This window comes from Desulfosporosinus sp. FKA (genome assembly GCF_002196785.1).
Lineage (GTDB): Bacteria > Bacillota > Desulfitobacteriia > Desulfitobacteriales > Desulfitobacteriaceae > Desulfosporosinus > Desulfosporosinus acididurans.
The window spans coordinates 16,132-35,129 of sequence record NZ_NAHZ01000016.1 but is presented as its reverse complement, the minus strand read 5'-3'; the positions used below and the strand labels follow the sequence as shown (position 1 = coordinate 35,129).

Here is an 18,998-nt window from a genome sequence, read left to right as displayed (position 1 = left end):
AATAAGGTTTCAACACCTTCCCCAAGGGCTCAAAGGGTACTAATACAAACAGCCGACTTTTAGGATGCTAAAAATCGGCTGTTTTAAATATTTCGCGTTTTGAAATGTTAACTATTGCAAGGATATTTAAGAGACCGGCTCTGAATTAGGAGGATGGCGTAAGTTTAACAATATTCAGATCAGCATGAGAAAGCAAAGGGGATTTGGGAATTCATTACCCCAAATTGTACTGTTTTAGTTTATAATAAAGAGTTCCGCGAGAAATGCCGAGAAGTTTTGCCGCGGCTGTTTTGTTGCCACGGGTTCTCTCAAGCATGCTGCAGATAGTTTCTATTTCCTTAGCTCCATTATCTTGTTTATAATTGCTGAAGTTGATTGGAGAACGTATTGAGCCTGAGCCTATTGAGCCGGACAAGTGAAGGGGCTCAAGTTGAGACCGTTTAAGGGCCAAAGGCAGGTATTTAGTTGCAATGATACCTTCATCAGCCAAAACTGCTAAGCGCTCGGCGACATTGTGAAGTTCTCGAACGTTGCCGGGCCAGTGATAGTTGAGAAAGGCGACGATGACGGCGGGATCGAGGGATGGCATCGGTCGGTTGTATTTGAGAGCGGATTCGTGCAGAAAAGTTTGAGCCAATTCAGGAATATCTTCAGTACGTTCTCTGAGGGGCGGCACTTCCAAGGTAATAACATTCAAACGATAATATAGGTCTTCGCGAAATTCACCCATTTGCATCATTTTTTCTAAATTACGGTTTGTGGCAGCAATAATGCGAGTATTGACAGTGATGGGCTCCGTTCCTCCTAAGCGATAAAAACAGCGATCCTGGAGAACACGCAGGAGTTTTACTTGGAGTCCCAGAGGCAATTCCCCAACTTCATCAAGAAAAAGAGTCCCTCCGTGAGCCAGCTCCAATTTGCCGGGTTTTCCTTTTCTTTCTGCTCCTGTAAAAGCTCCGCCGTGGTAACCGAAAAGCTCGCTTTCGAAGAGTGCTGCGGGTATAGCACCACAATTAAGGGTTATTAAAGGTTTTTTAGAGCGGGGGCTGGCCATATGAATTGCCTGGGCGAAAAGTTCTTTGCCGACACCGCTTTCCCCAGTGATCAGAACAGTTGCCTCACTTGAGGATATTTTGCGGGCAACAGATATTGTATGACGAATGGACTGCCCCTTGCCAATGATCCTGCTAAAAGGATCTTCAGGAGAGGGGATTTTTTTCTGAAGATCCTGCAGTTCAGAGCTTGTATTCGACAGTTTTTCGTTCAGCCGAACGATTTGAGTAACGTCCTGCTCGCATGATATGGCGCCAAGGATTGTTCCGTTATAGATGACAGGAGAAGCATTGATGAGCACATGGGTTCCCGGGCGAGGACTATGGTAAGATTGGCGGACGGGGCGGCCCTCGTCTAAGATTTTTAAGGTTGCCAAGGTTTCTAGTTCGAAGAAGTCAGTAATATGTTTTCCCAGGATGTTTTCCTGGGGGATTGAATAGGTGTCTTGAGCCACTGAGTTCCAATGGCTTACGGTGCCCTCTTTGGTAACAACGGTGACCGCTTCATTGACAGTATCGAGCAGCGTTTCGAAAAATGAGTTTGTAATTTCACAATGTTTCAAAAGATTATGTATTAACTGGGCAGCTGAAATAACCCCTATAACACTTCCTGAGGGACCAAGCGTAACCACCGGACGCAAATCTTCAAGATGTTCGTCAAAGAAGGGAAGTGCTTTAGTTTCTAGGGCAGCAATTAGAGGCTTTTTCCAAGAAGAAGCATCTATATTGAGAGATCTTGAATCTCTAACAAGGACTTCAAAGGGTTGGCCGTTTTGTAGCAGAACAAGATGATGGGAATTAAGCAATTCGGAGGCCTGAGCAAGGGTTGGTTTAGAGTTGAGTATCTTAACGTTTCGATCCATTAAGTCGGCAAGGAATAATGAGTTCAAATGTATCACTCCCTTGCTCTTAAACTATCATATAGAAAAGTCGTTGTCACTAAGGAGTATTTTGGTTAGTTTGGCTTTTGCTGAACAAGTTCACTAGAAAAAAGCCGTTGCTTTAGAAACTTCAGTTCATAAAGCAACGGCTCTCTTGATTATTTTAGTGATACATTGTTTCTAACAGGGCTCGAACATCTTCATTTTCTAAATACTCATCAAAGGTCATTCTGCGGTCGACAATTCCTTTGGGAGTTATTTCTATGATACGATTGGCTATCGTTTGCACAAACTGATGGTCTTGGGAGACAAAAATAATGTTTCCGTCCAGATTTGTGAGGGAATTATTTAGAGCTGTTATCGATTCCATATCCAGGTGGTTGGTCGGTTCGTCAAAGAGAAGAACGTTAGCGCCGCTAAGCATCATCTTGGCGAACATACAGCGGACCTTTTCTCCCCCGGAAAGAACCCGGGCTGATTTCAAAGACTCATCACCGGAGAAAAGCATTCTCCCTAAAAATCCGCGCACAAAGGATTCATCCTGATCGCGGGAAAATTGACGAAGCCAATCAACCAAATTAAGATCTGTATCAAAGTAAGCAGAGTTATCCTGAGGGAAATAGGCTTGAGTGGTTGTAATTCCCCAACTGAATTCACCGTTATCGGGAATTATTTCTCCCATTAACACCCTGAATAAGGCTGTTTTTGCTTGGCTGTTAGGGCCAACCAAAGCAATTTTATCGCCCTTGTTTATGATAAAGGAGAGGTTGTTAAGGACTTTTTCCCCGTCAATACTGACAGTTAAGTTATTCACGGACAAGATGTTGTTCCCTGCTTCGCGGTCAGGCGTAAAAGCAATGTAAGGATATTTGCGGGAGGAGGGCCTGATGTCTTCGAGAGTCAGTTTTTCAAGTTGCTTTTTACGCGAGGTGGCTTGTTTGGCTTTAGAGGCATTGGAACTAAAGCGTTGGATAAACTTTTGCAGTTCCTCAATCTTATCTTCTTTCTTTTTATTGGCCTCTTTCATTAACCGTAATGCTAATTGACTTGACTCGTACCAAAAATCATAATTTCCAACATAGAGCTGGATTTTCCCAAAATCAATGTCGGCAATATGAGTGCAAACTTTGTTTAAGAAATGGCGGTCGTGGGAGACAACAATGACGGTATTTTCATAGTTATATAAGAAGTTTTCCAGCCAGGAAATTGACTGCAGATCTAAATGGTTTGTAGGCTCATCCAATAAGAGAATATTAGGATTGCCAAAGAGGGCTTGAGCGAGCAGAACGCGAACTTTTTCATTACCGCTCAGATCCTTCATTTTTTTGCTTTGCAGGTCTTTGGGAATTCCCAATCCCATCAGGAGTTCAGAAGCTTCAGACTCTGCCTGCCAGCCGTTAAGCTCAGCAAATTCCCCTTCTAAAACAGAAGCCCTTAATCCATCTTCTTCAGAAAAATCGGGTTTGGCATAGAGGGCATCTTTTTCTTCCATAATTTCGTAAAGCTTGGCATGTCCCATGATTACTGTCTTCAGCACGTCATACTCTTCGAATTGAAAGTGGTCCTGTTTTAAAACTCCAATTCGCTCGCCTGGGGTTAGGATAACTTCACCGCTCGAAGAGTCAAGTTCCCCGGAAAGTATTTTTAAAAAGGTAGATTTACCGGCTCCGTTGGCTCCGATCAAGCCGTAACAGTTTCCTGGCAAGAATTTAACATTCACATCTTCGAATAAGGCGCGTTTTCCGAATCTCAGGGTAATTCCGCTGGTACTAATCATTAAAAAATCGTTCCTTTATAAAGAATTTTGCTTAAAAACATATTATAACATGCTATTTTAATAAAATATAGCTAATAGCAATCTCCTTTAAGCCTAGGAATTTTGTTTTCAGCCGCAAGGGGATTGGGGAAAGCCCAGTTTCCTCCAATATTTTTCTTAAAATAAGAACTCCGGTCATCGTTTTATAAAATCCTCGCCGCTGTGTAAAATAACTTAAATTAGGGGTGGTATCAGCAAAGTTATTAAAATAGTCATCCATAAGTGACAGCTCCTTTATTGGTTTATTACATTGTTTGTCACAGTACGAATGACTATGCATATATCGACATCGACTTAATGGCCGGCAAGTTCTCCTTCAATCCAGTCAACAAACTGTCTTGCTGTGCGCGCTGAACGTCCGTTATACCAAAGAGCCCATTGCAAAGCTTCTTTGTGTAATGTTGTCTGATCAATGGCTAAGTTTCGGCGGGTGGCAATTCCCTCGACAATCTTGAGGTATTGTTTTTGATCTGGAGATGAGAACACAACATTGATGCCAAATCGATCAGCAAGGGATAATTTTTCCTGCATACTATCACCGGCGTGAACTTCTTCCTCACGATTACTGGATTGTAAGCCAGCTCTTTCGCTGAAATATTCTTTCACTAGATGGCGGCGGTTGGACGTTGCGTAGATGAGGATATTGGAGGTTTTGCTTTCTAAGCCTCCTTCGAGAACAGCTTTGAGAGAGGTATAGTTTTCTTCGTTGTCTCCAAAAACCAGATCATCGACGAAAAGAATGAATTTTTGCGATCGGTTATGCAGAAGTCGAAGAATTTGGGGGAAATCAGCCAAAAAGGCTTTGGGGATTTCAATCATGCGCAGTCCCAGAGGATGATATTCATTGAGGATTGCTTTGACTGTTGAGGATTTGCCGGTTCCCCGGTCTCCATAGAGAAGCACGTTGTTGGCTGGATAGCCTTTAAGAAATTGCCTGGTGTTTTCCAGAACCCGGGAACGTTCATCATGGTAATCGACTAAGTCACGCAGGGTAATGGGGTCGGGCCTTTCAACGCATTTAAGTCTGCCGCGGCCTTCAGTTCTCTCCCAAATAAAGGCGATACTGCGGGCAAAGATACCGCACCCATACTGACGATGAAACTCTTTGAGGTCTTGCAGGCAATCGCCCCAGCAGGTGCTTGTAAGAAATTTTTCTTTTAAGGTACGTAAATGTTCGGGTTCGCGATTGACTAATAGGGTCGGAGAAAACTCCCAATCAGGCAGGGTTTGCAGGAGCGATTCCGAGAAAGTGCCTGCGTCGTCTGGATAATTTCCTGCGCAGTTATTTTTATAGAGTTTTGCTATTTCGGCTTTTAAGGTTGTTGAATCAAGCTTGGCTATGGTTTCAAGGTTTTTCAAGTCACTGACAACTGCTTGATCAAGGGTATTTTCCGGCATTGACGGGTGCATCGCCTGGGCATTAAAGGAAAAAGAGTTTTCTGCAAAAATGAGTTGGTTAAGGATATGGTGAGGGAGGGAAAGCCCAGGGCACTTAGCAAGCTCGAAGTAAAAATCATTGTAATAATTAATAATGTCCCGTAATTGAAGATCCATCTTCTCCAAACCTGCAAGTAACTCTCTGAGTTTTCCAAGTACGGAGTCTTCCAAAAGGTTACGGTAAACGGAAAGGGAATCAAAGGCTAATAAAAATAAATTAGTGCTGCTGCAGCTTCTATTCATTGATGACTCCTCCAATAATGGCACCCTTAATCAATTACCCCCTTAGCCCGGGCAGGGATAAGGGGGCGAAGGGCAAATAATCACTTTCAGTATAGCACTCCCCAAAAGAGAAAGAAAGAATGAGTGACTGAAGCAAAAGACAATCCTTCTTCCCAAAATGTGGTTATAAAGGGTGCAGTAGTGTATAATGCACTTAAATTGTTTCTGTAAATGGATAACGTAGTATGGGGGATTGCATTTTGAAAGAGGTCAAAAATCGATTAACTCCCGAAGTTAAGTATCAAAAACGAATAGCCTTTTATGGTCAAAGGCTGGAAATAATAACTCAACACGTCAATCGCCTCAGCAATTTTCGCCTTTTGACCTTTTTAGCCGGAGCGGTTTTAGCCCTAATCCTGTACCTCAATCAAAAACCTTTCTGGGCAAAGGGCATTATTTTTATTACCTTAGCATGCTTCATAGCCTTGGTCATTTGGCATCAATCCCGGAAAAGGAAACAAAGGTATCTTCAAGTACTCCGCGAAAATTATGATCAAGCTTTAAAACGTATAACGGGGGAATGGAAATCGTTTACTGACCAAGGGCAAGACTTTGAAGATCCTGAGCACCCTTATGCCGATGATTTGGATATCTTTGGGACCGGCTCGCTGTATCAATGGATTTCAACAGCCAAGACTTACAGAGGCAGGGAAAAACTTAAGCTGGCTTTGACAGAGCTTCCGGAAAGCTGCGCAGCAATTCGCCAAAAGCAGGCTGCTATCCTGGAACTGGCTGGAACGATGGCTTGGAGACAGAGGTTTACGGCTGAAGCAACGTTGGCTAAGCGTCCGTTGACTTCACCTGGAACAATTATTAATTGGGCTAAAACCTATGATTCGACCTATCTTCGCCGGGAGATTCTCCTGGCAGCTCGGGCCCTCCCCTTAATAACCCTGACGTTTTTAATGTTATATTTCTGGAAGCAGACGGTATCCTTTTGGTACCCATTAATAGGGCTTATGATTCAAGCTGGTATTCTTCTGTTGGGTAAGCAACGGGGAAAATCTCTGAATGCGGTTTATACCTTTAAAGAGGGCATTCGGATTTATGAGAAAATGTTAGAACGGTTTGAGAAGAGGTCCTTTAAGGCGGATTATCTGCAAAACCTGAAGAAGAGCTTACTTGACCGAGACGGACGGGCGGCTTTTGAACAGATCAGGGAACTTTCACGTTTAACTGATTTAATCGCCAATCGCGGAAATGCTATGTTCTTAGTTGTTAATGTTCTTACCCTCTGGGATCTGCAGTGTATGATTTCCTTGGAAGCATGGAAGGAAAAGTCAGGCCGTTCTTTTGAGGTATGGGTGGACACCATTGGAGAATTGGAAGCCCTCTGCAGCCTGGCTATAGTTGCAGCGGATCACCCGGAGTGGTGTTTGCCGGTATTGACTTCGGAAAAAACAGGTGTCAGGGCCTTAAAGTTAGGTCACCCGCTTTTAGAGAATCCTGTCCATAATGATTTAAGCATTAGCAATGAATCCGGGATTTTACTCATAACCGGCTCAAATATGTCGGGAAAAAGCACGTTGCTTAGAACGATTGGTATTAACTTGGTTATGGCTTATGCCGGAGTTCCCGTCTGTGCTCACGAATTTAGCTGTTCTCTTTTTAGGCTGTTCAGTTGTATGCGGGTCCGTGACAATTTAGGGGAAAATGTCTCTTCTTTTTATGCGGAGTTGTTAAGAATAAAACAAATTGTTGAGGCCTCAAAACAGGATGCAGAAGTTTTCTTCCTCTTGGATGAGATCTTTAAAGGTACAAACTCTGAAGACCGTCACGCCGGGGCTAAAATCCTGATTCGGCAGCTAAGCAACGCCGGGGCTATGGGGTTGGTATCTACTCATGATTTGGAATTGGCCGATTTAGAACGTGAAAGCCACCGAAAAATTCGCAATTTCCATTTCCGGGAGTACTATAAAGATAATCAAATTCTTTTTGACTATAAGCTTCGGCCCGGGGTTTCAACGACCCGCAATGCCATGTATTTAATTAAAATGGCGGGAATTGATGAGGATGAATCTTTCAAGTATTAAAGCCAAAAATAAACCACAAATGAAATCCAGATGACATTTTTTATGTCATCTGGATTTCATTTATTTTAGCGCAAATATAGTAGAATTATTCGACAATATTTGCGTTTATTCACTTACATTAAAAATGTTTCCCCATCGCTAAACAACTCCAAACGGTTATTTTTGAATTACAGGAGGAGGTTTATAAGTGGACATCACGAGTGAAAAAACTGTTCAAAATGAAAGAAGAAAAATAAAATTTCAACCTTCGATGTCAATCAAAACACGCGTAACTCTTTTAATAGGTGTCGTTATTGTCTTTGTTGTGGTCGTATTATCCGCGGCAAGTCTTTGGAATGCAGAGAAGATGCTTAATACAAGTGAGCTGCAAACAGAGAAACTGGCGGAACAGGGAATCCGGGAAGAATTCAGCAATCGCCTGGACCGCGCTAAATCCTCAGTGTTGTCACTGACTATGAACCCGGACGTAGCTAAGGCCTTGGCCGAGCGAGACAGGACTGCCCTCGCACAGTTGGTTCAGCCTGTTTTTCAAGAGGTGAAGAAGGAGGGTTTTAGTCAGCTTCAATTTCATCTTGCTCCGGCCATTTCCTTCTATCGAGCGCATTCTCCTCATAAATTCGGTGATGACCTTTCGAAAATTCGGCCGACAGTTGTGGCCGCCAATACAGATCATAAGCTTGTCGAAGGCCTGGAAGAAGGTGTTGAAGGCTACGGCTTTCGGGTGGTAGTTCCTGTAAAGTTCCAGGATCAATGGGTTGGCAGTGCGGAATATGGCATGGATTTTGGCGATGATTTTTTAAAAACCCTGCAGACGAAGAATCCCGGAGAGTATTTTATTTACCTGCTTGATCCCTCGGCCTCGTTAGTCAAAAGTGTGAAAACAAATGGAGGATTGCTGGCGGGTATTGGTAAAGACAATTACCCGGTCCCTAAGGATCGAATCAAACAACTTGTTAGTGGGCAGTCTCAATTTGTGGTGAGTGAGGATGGACAGTCTAATATCCTGCTCATTCCGTTTAAGGATTATCAAGGTCAGGTGAAAGGATACATTAAAGCTGTTCTCTCGCGGGGAGCGGTGCTTCAACAATTAAAGGCTTTAATCCAGTGGGCTGTCTTCATCGGATTGTTGGTTCTTATCTTAGGCTTGATTTCAGGTTACATATTTTCACGAAGTTTCACACGTCCGCTGATTGAATTAGCTCAAAATGCGGAAACCTTAGCGACCGGTGATTTAAGAACTGTTATTAAAGACGGCCGGTTCGGAGAGTTAGGGGCTCTGGCTCAGGCTATGAAAAAGATGGTTGGAAACACGAAGGATACGTGTCTTTCAATCAATAAAGCCTTAGGCCGTGTTGAAGAGTCGACCAAAGAAATTTCAGCGGCAACAGATCAAACATCTTCCGGAGTGGAACAAGTGGCCGAGAGTATCAATCAGGTTGCTGTTGGAGCTCAAAAGATTGCCCAAAGTACAAGCGAAATAGGAGAACAAAGTTTAGGAATTAATCAAAGTGTCGGATCATTGGCCGAACATATGGAGCGTATCTCGCGCAGTAATGGTGTTGTAACAGAGCGTACACAGCGGGGAGAGGTAATGATGAAGGACTTAGCTGCAAAGATGAGTGTTTCAGCCTCTAAAGTGGAAGAAATTCAAACTGTAAGTCATAGTCTCAAAGATCAGACAGGGAAAATTCGCGGAATTACGCAAATTATCTCCGGAATTTCTGATCAAACCAATCTCCTTGCTCTCAACGCCGCGATTGAGGCCGCTCGTGCCGGGGAAGCCGGGCGGGGATTCGCCGTTGTGGCTGAGGAGGTTCGAAAACTGGCAGAAGGATCACGGCAAAGTGCTGCCCAGATTGCAGAATTAATCGATCAAGTGACTGGAAACGTTGAGGTTTCAGCTCTCTCAACAGAAGAAGCATTCTCCTTGATCCATGAACAAGTTGGTATTGGTAATCAGGCCTTACAACAGTTCATGGATATCTCTCAGGGGATGCGAGATGTTTCCGGCTTATTAGAGATCATGTCACAAGAGGTTCAGCAGGTTGTTCGAATGGGTGAAACAATAACACGCTCGATACAAGTGATTAGTGACATGTCTCAAGAAGATGCCGGAGCAGCAGAGGAAATTGCAGCTTCAACTGAAGAAATGAGTGCAACGGTTACTTCAATTCGTGATAGTGTTGAACAGTTGATTCGATTGATGGAAGACCTGAAGACTCAAAGCATGAGATTTGTTTATTAACGGTAATCCTATACGGCCATTTGAAGTTGGAATATCAATAAGGTATAATTGAGACTTAGGAAATTCTTAACTCTCACTGGGATTTTTGAGGAGGAAGACTATGCAAGCGGTTACCGTCAAACAAATTTTCCGAGAGACAGAAACGTTTCTCAATCAAAAGCTAGAGATCTCCGGATGGGTTCGAACAATTCGCACCTCCAAGGCATTCGGGTTCATTGAAATTAATGATGGTAGTTTTTTTGAAAATATTCAAGTTGTCTTTGACGAGAGCTTAGACAACTTTCAGGAAATCGGTAAGCAAACGATTAGTTCAGCGCTTCGTGTCCAGGGGACACTCGTTCCATCGCCGGGAGCAAAACAGCCTTTTGAATTAAAAGCCGAACATGTAGAGATTCTGGCTCTTGCGGGAGGGGATTATCCCTTACAAAAGAAGCGTCATTCTTTCGAATACTTACGGACAATTGCTCACTTGCGTCCTAGAACAAATACGTTTGCTGCGGTTTTTCGAGTTCGTTCTGTGGTAGCTTATGCAATTCATAAGTTTTTTCAGGAGAAGGGCTTTGTTTATGTCCATACTCCTATCATTACGGGGAGCGATGCCGAAGGTGCCGGAGAAATGTTCAAGGTCACGGTTTTAGATCCGGCGAACCCTCCAAGGAATGACGGAGGGGCTGTTAACTATGGTGAGGACTTTTTTGGGAAGGAAACGAGCTTAACAGTCAGCGGCCAGCTCAATGTGGAGACCTATTGTATGGCTTTTCGCAATGTCTATACTTTTGGCCCTACATTTCGTGCTGAAAACTCTAATACGGCCCGACATGCCGCAGAGTTCTGGATGATAGAACCGGAGATTGCCTTTGCGGAACTCGCTGATAATATGAAACTGGCTGAAGAGATGATGAAATATATTATCCGCTATGCCTTAGATAATGCTCCTGAGGAAATGGCCTTTTTTAACAAATTTGTGGATAAAACACTCTTTGAACGGTTGGAAAATATCCTGAACTCTGATTTCGGCCATATTACCTATACTGAAGCTGTCGAGCTTCTAGAAAAGGTGAATACTGAGTTTGAATATCCGGTGCACTGGGGAATAGACCTGCAAACAGAGCACGAACGTTATCTGACCGAAAAAATCTTTAAAAAACCTGTTTTTGTCTCTGATTATCCTAAGGACATTAAAGCGTTCTACATGCGTCTCAATGATGATAATAAGACTGTTGCGGCTATGGATCTCCTTGTTCCTGGAGTTGGAGAGATTATTGGCGGAAGCCAGCGGGAAGAGCGCCTCGAGGTTTTGGAAAACAGAATGAAAGAGTTTGGTTTAAAGGAAGAGGATTATTACTGGTACCTTGATCTGCGCAGGTATGGCGGTGTCAAACATGCGGGTTATGGTCTGGGTTTTGAACGGGTTATTATGTATTTATCGGGAATGTCAAATATTCGCGATGTCATTTCGTTTCCAAGAACTGCCAACATGTGTGAGTTTTAAGCCTTTTCGACGCTGCTAAATAGAGCAGCCGGCCAGGGTGAAGGAAGTTTCCTTCACCCTTTTATGATGATTGACACCCATATTTTAGCATGTTAAACTTAAAAAAATTCGCAATATAGCAGACAATTATAAGCAGGAATAGGTGTTTTGGGTGAGTCAAGAAGAAACAGTCATCGATAAAAATTCAGTGATTCCCATATACTACCAGCTCTTTAAGCTGCTTGAGGGACAGATTCGCCGAGGAGATTTAAAACCGGGAGAGTCATTACCGACAGAAAACGATATTGCTATGCGCTACGAAATAAGTCGAATGACGGTACGGAGGGCAATTTCTGAGCTGGTGGCAGCGGGCATGGTTTATGCACAGCAGGGAAAAGGTACGTTTGTAGCGACTCCCAAACTGGATAATATTGTTTTTGAATTAAATGATTTTAGTCAAGAAGTGAAAAAAAGAGGCCTTAATTATAAAACAACTCTCTTGGAAGCCAAAATTGTCAGGGCGGACGAAGCCCTTAAGGCAAAGTTTGAGATTCAGGGGGATGACAAAAGGTTTTTGTTTTTTCGGACGGTCCTTGCTGCTGAAAATGAACGGCTGTCATATGAGGTAAAATACACAATCTATAGTAAAAGTAAACCGATCCTTGAATCAGAACTGAAAGACCCCAGTTTGCCGGGCCTAATAGCAGCGCATACGGAATATGTACCGATGAGTTCAAAGAAGGTTTTACAGGTTGCGTCCTGTACCCAAGAAGAAGCCTTAATTCTTGGAATCCCTCCTCAGGCCCCGGTTTTTCTGATTGAGCAGACAATTTATAATTCAGACCTTAAACCAGTGGGGTGGAGTAAAGCTGTTTACAGAGGAGATCGCTATAAACTAACCAGCTATGATGGCTGGTACAAAAAAGACTAGCTAATTGGGGGTTCATAAGGTGGAAGACGAACTACAAATAGCGATGGCAAATCTTGATGAAGAAAAGACGTTAAGGCTGGTAAACGAAAGAATCCAGGCCGGCTGCAGCGCTGTAGATATCATTGAGAGCTGCCGGCAGGGTGTGGAAATAGTCGGGGAAAAGTACAGTGACAGCGATTACTTTTTATCGGATCTTATCATGTCCGAAGAGATTCTTAAAGAAGTTATGAGAATTTTGGAACCGCATATCCCCGCCAAGGGTTCCAATAAGGGATTGCAACCGATCGTCATGGGTACCATTGAAGGCGATATTCATGATTTGGGTAAGAATATAATTATTTATCTTTTGCGTTCTTCCGGTTATGAAGTGACCGACTTGGGTGTTGATGTGACGCCCGAGAGATTTGTTCAGGCAGTGAGCGAAACAAAGGCCGCTATCTTAGGAATCAGTGTTTTGCTATCCTTTTGCGTAGGATCGATCAAAAAGGTTGTGGATCTGCTCATTGATGCAGGACTCAGAGATCAAGTGAAAGTTGTGGTCGGTGGATATCCGGTTAATCAGCAGGTCAAAGAATACACGGGGGCAGATTTTTACGCTAACGATGTAACAGAAGCCTTAAAGATCTACCGTAATGTTTTAGGAACCGAAAAGGGTTCGGTCTCGCAATCATGAGACCGAATCTTTTTTTGTGTAAATCTTCCAAATGCTTAGTTGACCCTGTTAATGAGGTGTGATAATATTTCAACAAACTAACTGTTCTATACATTCCAGACAAAAATGATTACTCTGAAAATTGCCAAAAGAGTTAACTATAGGAATATGTCATGAAACCATTAATATCCCTACTACAATGGTGCCAATACCGTTTTGTATGTAGGGTTAATCTATTTTAGGGCTTCCGATATGGACTCGGCTGTTTTTAAGAGGAAGGGGGATAAGAGACGATGAACGATAAGGGAACCCTTTATCAACAACGCTTAGATCGTTACATTACTGCTATGGATTGCGGACAACCGGATATGGTTCCCGTTGCCTTCGGTGTCGGGGAGTGGGTTGTCAAATATAAAGGAACGACCTTCGAGGAAATTTATTATGATCTTGATAAAAGTAACTCAATCGTCTCGGAAATGCTGCCGGGCTTAGATTTTGACATTTTTAAGGGTGGGCCATGTTTGTGGTGGCCGCCGATGTTTGATGCTATGGGTTCGAAATTGTATAAATTCCCTGGTATCGGTGTCGATGAAAACTCAACCTTTCAATACAATGAAGAAGAATATATGAAGGCCGATGATTATGATGAATTTACCGCCAGCCCGACGGAATGGCTCGTTAATCATTTTTTGCCTAACATAAGTACTGAACTAGCCAATCCGGGATCATATCGCTCAACGATCGCTCTCATCAAAGGGGCAGCCGCTTTTGCGATGTCCGGAAGCATAACGGCAGCTGCTTACGAAAAATGGACCAAAGAACAGGGAATTGTCGGGCAGGGAACCGGATTTACGAAAGCCCCTTTCGATACTCTGGGGGATGCTCTGAGAGGTATGAAAGGAATTCTTCTGGACCTGCACCGCCGTCCGGAGAAGGTATTAGCCGCTTGTGAGGCCATAATTCCCCATAACGTTAATTGTGGTCTGGCCGGTACCGGAGCAGATACCCGGTTCCCCTGCTTTGCCCCTCTGCATCGCGGCGCGTATCCTTTCCTTAATCCCCATCAATGGAAAACGTTTTACTGGCCTTCCTTGAAAGCGACGATTGAAGGTTTGTGGGCCAAAGGCAAACGGATGTTATTTTATGCCGAAGGTGATTGGACTCCGTATCTGGAGAAAATTGCCGAATTGCCTGAGAAAAGTATTATCTTTCAAATTGATACGACAGATGCTAAGAAAGCCAAAGAAATTTTGGGCGGCAGGTTCTGTCTGCAGGGTGGTGTCCCTACGACCCTGTTAACCTATGGAACTCCGGAAAAGGTTCGGGAGCAGGTTAAAAGATCTATGGACGAATTAGGCTGTGACGGCGGGTTTATTTTGGATTCCGGCGGGATCATCATGGGAGATGCTAAACAGGAAAATCTCATCGCCATGATCGAAGCTGCCCGGGAATTCGGTGTTTATTAGAAGATAGGAGGGAAAATCAATGTCAGATAAGGACAAAACACTTATTAACCCCAAGCCGGGCGTTTGTGTGCCTTGGGAATTAAAACTTGAAGAACTTGGAGATTTTCCTGGAAATGAGGAAATTGTCAAAAAAGAATGGGAGAAATTAGATGACTTTGCCTACAATTTTATTTGGTTTTGGGTCCAACGTTAACCTAGACAAAAATAGTTCCTGAAGGAGTGACAGAGATGCTTGACATCAAGTTTTCGAACAAAGTTGTTCAAGTTGAGGCTGGAACAACCATTTTACAAGCAATTGGCTTAGCCGGGAGACAAGTTGAGAGCAACTGCGGAGGTAAGGGAACCTGCGGGAAATGTAAAGTTCAAGTCAAGACCGATACCCCTTATTCTCCCACGTTGGCTGAAAAGAAGTTTTTAACTGTTTCAGAATTGGAGGCCGGCTGGGTCCTGGCCTGCCAACATACTCTTACACAGAATGCAGTGCTTCATCTTGAAGAACAGAAAGACGTTTATCAGCGGAAGACAGATTTTGCCGAGCTGCAGCAAATTGCTTTGGGTCCCAGTATAACGAAGCATCCCCTCAAACTTTCGCGGCCAACGGTTGAGGATCAAATGTCCGATTGGGATCGCTTAGTTTCTTCTTTACCAGGAACGAAAACCATCTATTTTAGCCGTTTCGCTGCGGCAACCTTGGCAAAAGTATTGCGCGATAGTGGCTTTCAGATTACCGCAGTGATGGATGGCAACAGACTGATAGCTGTAGAACCCCATGATACCTCAAGCCACGGCTATGGTATCGCTGTCGATATCGGCACCACGACGGTAGTCGTCTACCTTCTGGATATAATTCAGGGTGTCGTCGTTGACAGCGCTGCCATGACAAATCCGCAGCAGATTTACGGAGCCGATGTTATCTCGCGTATAACATATGCGGCGGGTGGTTCTGAGAAATTGCAAGAAGTTCAAAAGAAAGTGATGGGCGGACTTAATAAAATCATTGCTAAGCTGTGTCAGGAAAACATAATTCCCCCAGAAGAAATCTATCAGGCTGTGGTTGTCGGCAACACAACAATGGTCCATCTGTTTTTGGGTATTGATCCCACCTATTTAGCTCCTGCCCCTTTTATCCCAGTTTTTCAGCAAATGGTTGATGTTGAAGCACAAGAGCTGGGTCTTAATATTCTTGCTGCCGGGCGAGTCGTAGTCTTGCCGAATGTGGCCGGTTATGTGGGATCGGATACTGTGGGAGTTATGTTAGCAGCAGGAGCCGATCGTTTAGATGGATTCAGCCTCATTGTTGATATTGGAACAAACGGCGAGATGGTCCTCAGCGGTAAGGGCAGGATTCTAACCTGTTCAACGGCAGCCGGTCCGGCCTTCGAAGGAGCGGAAATCCGTTATGGAATGCGGGCTGCAGAAGGTGCGATCGAAGGTGTAACCATAACTGCGGATGTGGAATTAAAGATTATCGGGGAAGGAAAAGCTCGGGGTATCTGCGGATCCGGTCTGATTGATGCCATCGCCGAAATGTTTAAGGCCGGGGTTATTACTTCTTCGGGACGTTATGCTAGTGAACCGGAAGAACTGGAACAATTGCCTCCGCGGGTACGCGAGAGATTGCGAAAAGGTGAACGGACGAACGAGTTTGTACTTGCTTGGGGATGCGATACGGCCAGCGATGAGGATATTGTTCTTTCCCAAAAGGATATTCGAGCATTGCAATTGGCCAAAGGGGCAATCAGCGCGGGGATCACGCTTCTTGTCAGAGAAATGGGAATTACTCCTTTAGAGATTGACCGGGTGCTCCTGGCAGGGGCTTTTGGCAATTATATTAAGAAAGAAAGTGCTCTGGGAATCGGGTTATTGCCGCCATTGCCCTTGGAAAAAATTCATTCTATTGGCAATGCTGCCGGCGATGGAGCCAAAATGGCCTTGCTTTCCCTTGAGGAGCGAAGACGGGCTGAGACAATGGCTAAACAAGCAGAGCATATTGAGCTTTCCAATAAGAAGGAATTTCAGGACGAATTTTTGAAAGGTCTCGCTTTTGAGGGGGTTTTTTGATCGCAGCTTCAAAAGCTTGGTCCGATCTATTCCAAGAGAATCGAAAAAACTAGTAAGGTTAATGGAACAAAATATGTCTCCATTAACCTTATTTATGTTGCTTTGCGGGAATTTGCAAGTGAGAATAGGGGGAATGAGCAATATATGGCTAAAAGGCAGGAATATTCCAGTCAATTTTTCCAGCAAGGGACAATATGCTGCAAAATACTGGAATAAACGGTCCGCAATGAGAGTTTCATTATAACAATCATTACTACTTGATATAGAAAAAAATTATAATGAGTCCTCTTAAGGGAACTGCCCTTTTGAAATCAAGCAACAGTCAGGAGAACAGTATGTTATAATATGTACAAGAAGTGAGGTGGAGTGGTTAATGTATCGGTTAGACGATTTGAATTCAGTACAAAGAGAAGCTGCTGAGCATCAGGAAGGGCCGCTTCTTATTCTGGCCGGTGCAGGATCAGGGAAGACTCGGGTGCTTACTTACCGAATTGCTCACTTAATTGCCCGGGGCATTGAACCGGGTGATATCTTAGCGATTACGTTTACGAATAAAGCAGCTAAAGAGATGCGGGATCGAGTGACTGCCCTCGTGGGCAGTGAGGGTCGGGGACTTTGGGTCAGCACCTTCCACTCAGCTTGTGTACGCATTCTGCGGCGGGATATTGAGCATATGCCCGGCTATACCCGAAATTTTGTCATTTATGATGCTGGGGATCAATTGGCCTTGATCAAAGGATGCTTGAAGGAAAAGAATCTGGATGAAAAGAAATTTTCTCCGCGCAGTGTCGCTGCAGTGATCAGCGATGCTAAAAATAAACTCCTCGACCCTGAAGGATTTGCCAGCCAGGCCAGCGATTATTTTCAGAGTAAAGTCGTTGATCTGTACCGGGATTATCAGAAAAAACTGCGGACGAATAATGCCCTTGATTTTGATGATATTATTATGCTTACCGTTAAGCTGTTCCGAGAAAATGAGAGGGTTTTGGACTATTATCAGGAGAAATTCCGCTATATTATGGTTGATGAATATCAGGATACAAATCATGCCCAATATGTGCTGGTAAAGCTGCTGGCCAGTCGCTATCGCAATCTCTGTGTGGTAGGGGATGATGACCAGTCCGTTTACCGATGGCGCGGGGCTGATATTCAAAATATCCTTGATTTTGAGCGGGATTATCCCGAAGCTAAAGTCATTAAGCTCGAACAGAATTATCGGTCTACTCAAAAAATTCTTGATGCTGCTAATGCTGTTGTCAGGAATAATGAAGGACGTAAGGAAAAATCTCTCTGGACAGAGAATTCGGAAGGGCAGCCTATCGTTTGTTATGTCAGCAATGATGAACGGGATGAAGCAAGATATGTGGTGGAACGGATTCAGCGTTTGCATGAACTGGAAGGTCGTCCCTACAGTGATTTTACAATTCTTTACCGTACGAATGCTCAATCTCGGATCTTGGAAGAACAGCTGATGAAAGCGGCTTTGCCCTACCGGATTTTTTCAGGCTTGAAATTTTATCAGCGCTTAGAGATTAAAGATATGCTGGCCTATCTAAGGGTTATCTATAACCCTTCAGACCAAGTCAGCTTTGCCCGGGTACTTAATGTTCCCAAACGGGGCTTAGGAGAAAGTACCTTGGAGAAAATTTTAGAATATGCCACTGAACAAGGAATGCCCGTTCTTGACGCGATTCTGGAAGCAGATTATATTCCGGAATTAACGGCTCGGGCTAAGAAACCCTTACTGGCATTTGCCCATTTAATGCAAGGGTTAGTTGAGTTTTCCCAAAATGCCACGGTGACTGATTTAGTTAAGGAAATTTTGAACAAGACTGGCTACCAAGGCATTCTTGAAGCAGATAATTCACCGGAGGCCGAGGCCCGTTTGGAAAACTTGTTGGAGTTTCTGTCGGTTACGACGGAGTTTGATGAGAAGGCTGTTCAAGCTGAGGCCGACGGAGAAGCGGAGCAGAGCCTCGGCGGAGTCAGCGGCTTTTTAGAACAAGTGTCTTTGGTTGCGGATATTGATGAGCTGGATCCAACAGAAGAATCCATTGCCTTAATGACGATGCACAGTGCCAAAGGCCTGGAATATCCTGTCGTTTTCGTCGTCGGTATGGAAGAGGGGATTTTTCCCAGCGGCCGGTCCTTTCTTGATCCCTCTGAATTGGAGGAAGAGAGGAGACTCTGTTATGTAGCTATCACACGGGCACGTGAAAAACTTTACTTGTGTAATTCAGAGATGCGTATGCTTTATGGCAAAACCCAATATAATCCACCTTCGCGGTTTTTAGAGGAGATTCCGTCAGAACTAATGACGGATATCGATCCACTCGATCCGCCTAAACTGCGTTCAAATACTTCACCCAAAGCGTTTCAGAGACAGGAGGGCAAGCCGGATCGAAGAACCCCTCTGGGGTCCGGCACCTGGGAGAAAGATTTTGGCAGCCCGGTCGTCATTAAAGGAGGTGAGGCTCATCACGTAGGAGAAAAGGTTGAGCATGCAAAATTCGGACGAGGAATTATTGTCTCAATCAAGGGTGAAGGAAATCAAGCAGAATTGACAATTGTATTTGACGGTGGAATTGGAATTAGAAAACTCCTGGCGGAATATGCCAAACTAACGAAGCTCTAAATGCATTTGAAATTTTAAAGAGAAAGGTTTAGGTGT

The 18,998-nt window shown here is 43.9% G+C and carries 13 protein-coding genes; 9 read left to right on the top strand and 4 right to left on the bottom strand.

Annotated features, from left to right (window positions below; translation table 11 throughout):
* Positions 1-214 precede the first annotated feature (214 nt).
* The 4 genes from B5771_RS04670 to B5771_RS04655 form a co-directional block, all read right to left on the bottom strand.
* Positions 215-1,951 carry a sigma 54-interacting transcriptional regulator gene (locus B5771_RS04670; RefSeq protein WP_242966735.1) on the bottom strand — a complete coding sequence of 579 codons (1,737 nt, stop codon included), beginning with the start codon at positions 1,949-1,951 and terminating at the stop codon, positions 215-217.
* A 145-nt stretch (positions 1,952-2,096) separates the two neighbouring features.
* Entirely contained in the window at positions 2,097-3,710 is a 1,614-nt protein-coding gene (locus B5771_RS04665) for an ATP-binding cassette domain-containing protein (RefSeq protein ID WP_088186508.1), read from the bottom strand.
* 52 nt (positions 3,711-3,762) lie between these two features.
* Positions 3,763-3,969, bottom strand: coding sequence for a hypothetical protein (locus B5771_RS04660; RefSeq protein ID WP_088186507.1), 207 nt, complete (start codon positions 3,967-3,969; stop codon positions 3,763-3,765).
* A 74-nt stretch (positions 3,970-4,043) separates the two neighbouring features.
* Positions 4,044-5,429: an ATP-binding protein gene (locus B5771_RS04655; RefSeq protein ID WP_088186506.1), complete on the bottom strand. Its 1,386-nt coding sequence runs from the start codon at positions 5,427-5,429 to the stop codon at positions 4,044-4,046.
* 239 nt (positions 5,430-5,668) lie between these two features.
* Here B5771_RS04655 and B5771_RS04650 point away from each other — a divergent pair, with 239 nt between their 5' ends.
* The 9 genes from B5771_RS04650 (at position 5,669) to pcrA (ending at position 18,962) form a co-directional block, all read left to right on the top strand.
* Positions 5,669-7,501, top strand: a complete 1,833-nt coding sequence (locus B5771_RS04650; RefSeq protein WP_242966734.1) for a MutS family DNA mismatch repair protein — start codon at positions 5,669-5,671, stop codon at positions 7,499-7,501.
* Between the two features lie 187 nt (positions 7,502-7,688).
* Positions 7,689-9,746 carry a methyl-accepting chemotaxis protein gene (locus B5771_RS04645; RefSeq protein WP_348982932.1) on the top strand — a complete coding sequence of 686 codons (2,058 nt, stop codon included), beginning with the start codon at positions 7,689-7,691 and terminating at the stop codon, positions 9,744-9,746.
* Positions 9,747-9,846: 100 nt separating this feature from the next.
* Complete coding sequence (asnS, locus tag B5771_RS04640) at positions 9,847-11,238, top strand: asparagine--tRNA ligase (protein ID WP_088186504.1); 1,392 nt, start codon at positions 9,847-9,849, stop codon at positions 11,236-11,238.
* Positions 11,239-11,389: 151 nt separating this feature from the next.
* Positions 11,390-12,148 carry a GntR family transcriptional regulator gene (locus B5771_RS04635; protein WP_088186503.1) on the top strand — a complete coding sequence of 253 codons (759 nt, stop codon included), beginning with the start codon at positions 11,390-11,392 and terminating at the stop codon, positions 12,146-12,148.
* A gap of 19 nt (positions 12,149-12,167) precedes the next feature.
* Entirely contained in the window at positions 12,168-12,821 is a 654-nt protein-coding gene (locus B5771_RS04630) for a cobalamin-dependent protein (RefSeq protein ID WP_088186502.1), read from the top strand.
* A gap of 272 nt (positions 12,822-13,093) precedes the next feature.
* Positions 13,094-14,266, top strand: a complete 1,173-nt coding sequence (locus tag B5771_RS04625) for a uroporphyrinogen decarboxylase family protein (RefSeq protein WP_088186501.1) — start codon at positions 13,094-13,096, stop codon at positions 14,264-14,266.
* 19 nt (positions 14,267-14,285) lie between these two features.
* Positions 14,286-14,459 carry a hypothetical protein gene (locus tag B5771_RS24160; protein WP_172408158.1) on the top strand — a complete coding sequence of 58 codons (174 nt, stop codon included), beginning with the start codon at positions 14,286-14,288 and terminating at the stop codon, positions 14,457-14,459.
* A gap of 35 nt (positions 14,460-14,494) precedes the next feature.
* Positions 14,495-16,327, top strand: a complete 1,833-nt coding sequence (locus B5771_RS04620) for an ASKHA domain-containing protein (RefSeq protein WP_088186500.1) — start codon at positions 14,495-14,497, stop codon at positions 16,325-16,327.
* Between the two features lie 373 nt (positions 16,328-16,700).
* Complete coding sequence (gene pcrA, locus B5771_RS04615; RefSeq protein WP_088186499.1) at positions 16,701-18,962, top strand: DNA helicase PcrA; 2,262 nt, start codon at positions 16,701-16,703, stop codon at positions 18,960-18,962.
* Positions 18,963-18,998: the final 36 nt, after the last annotated feature.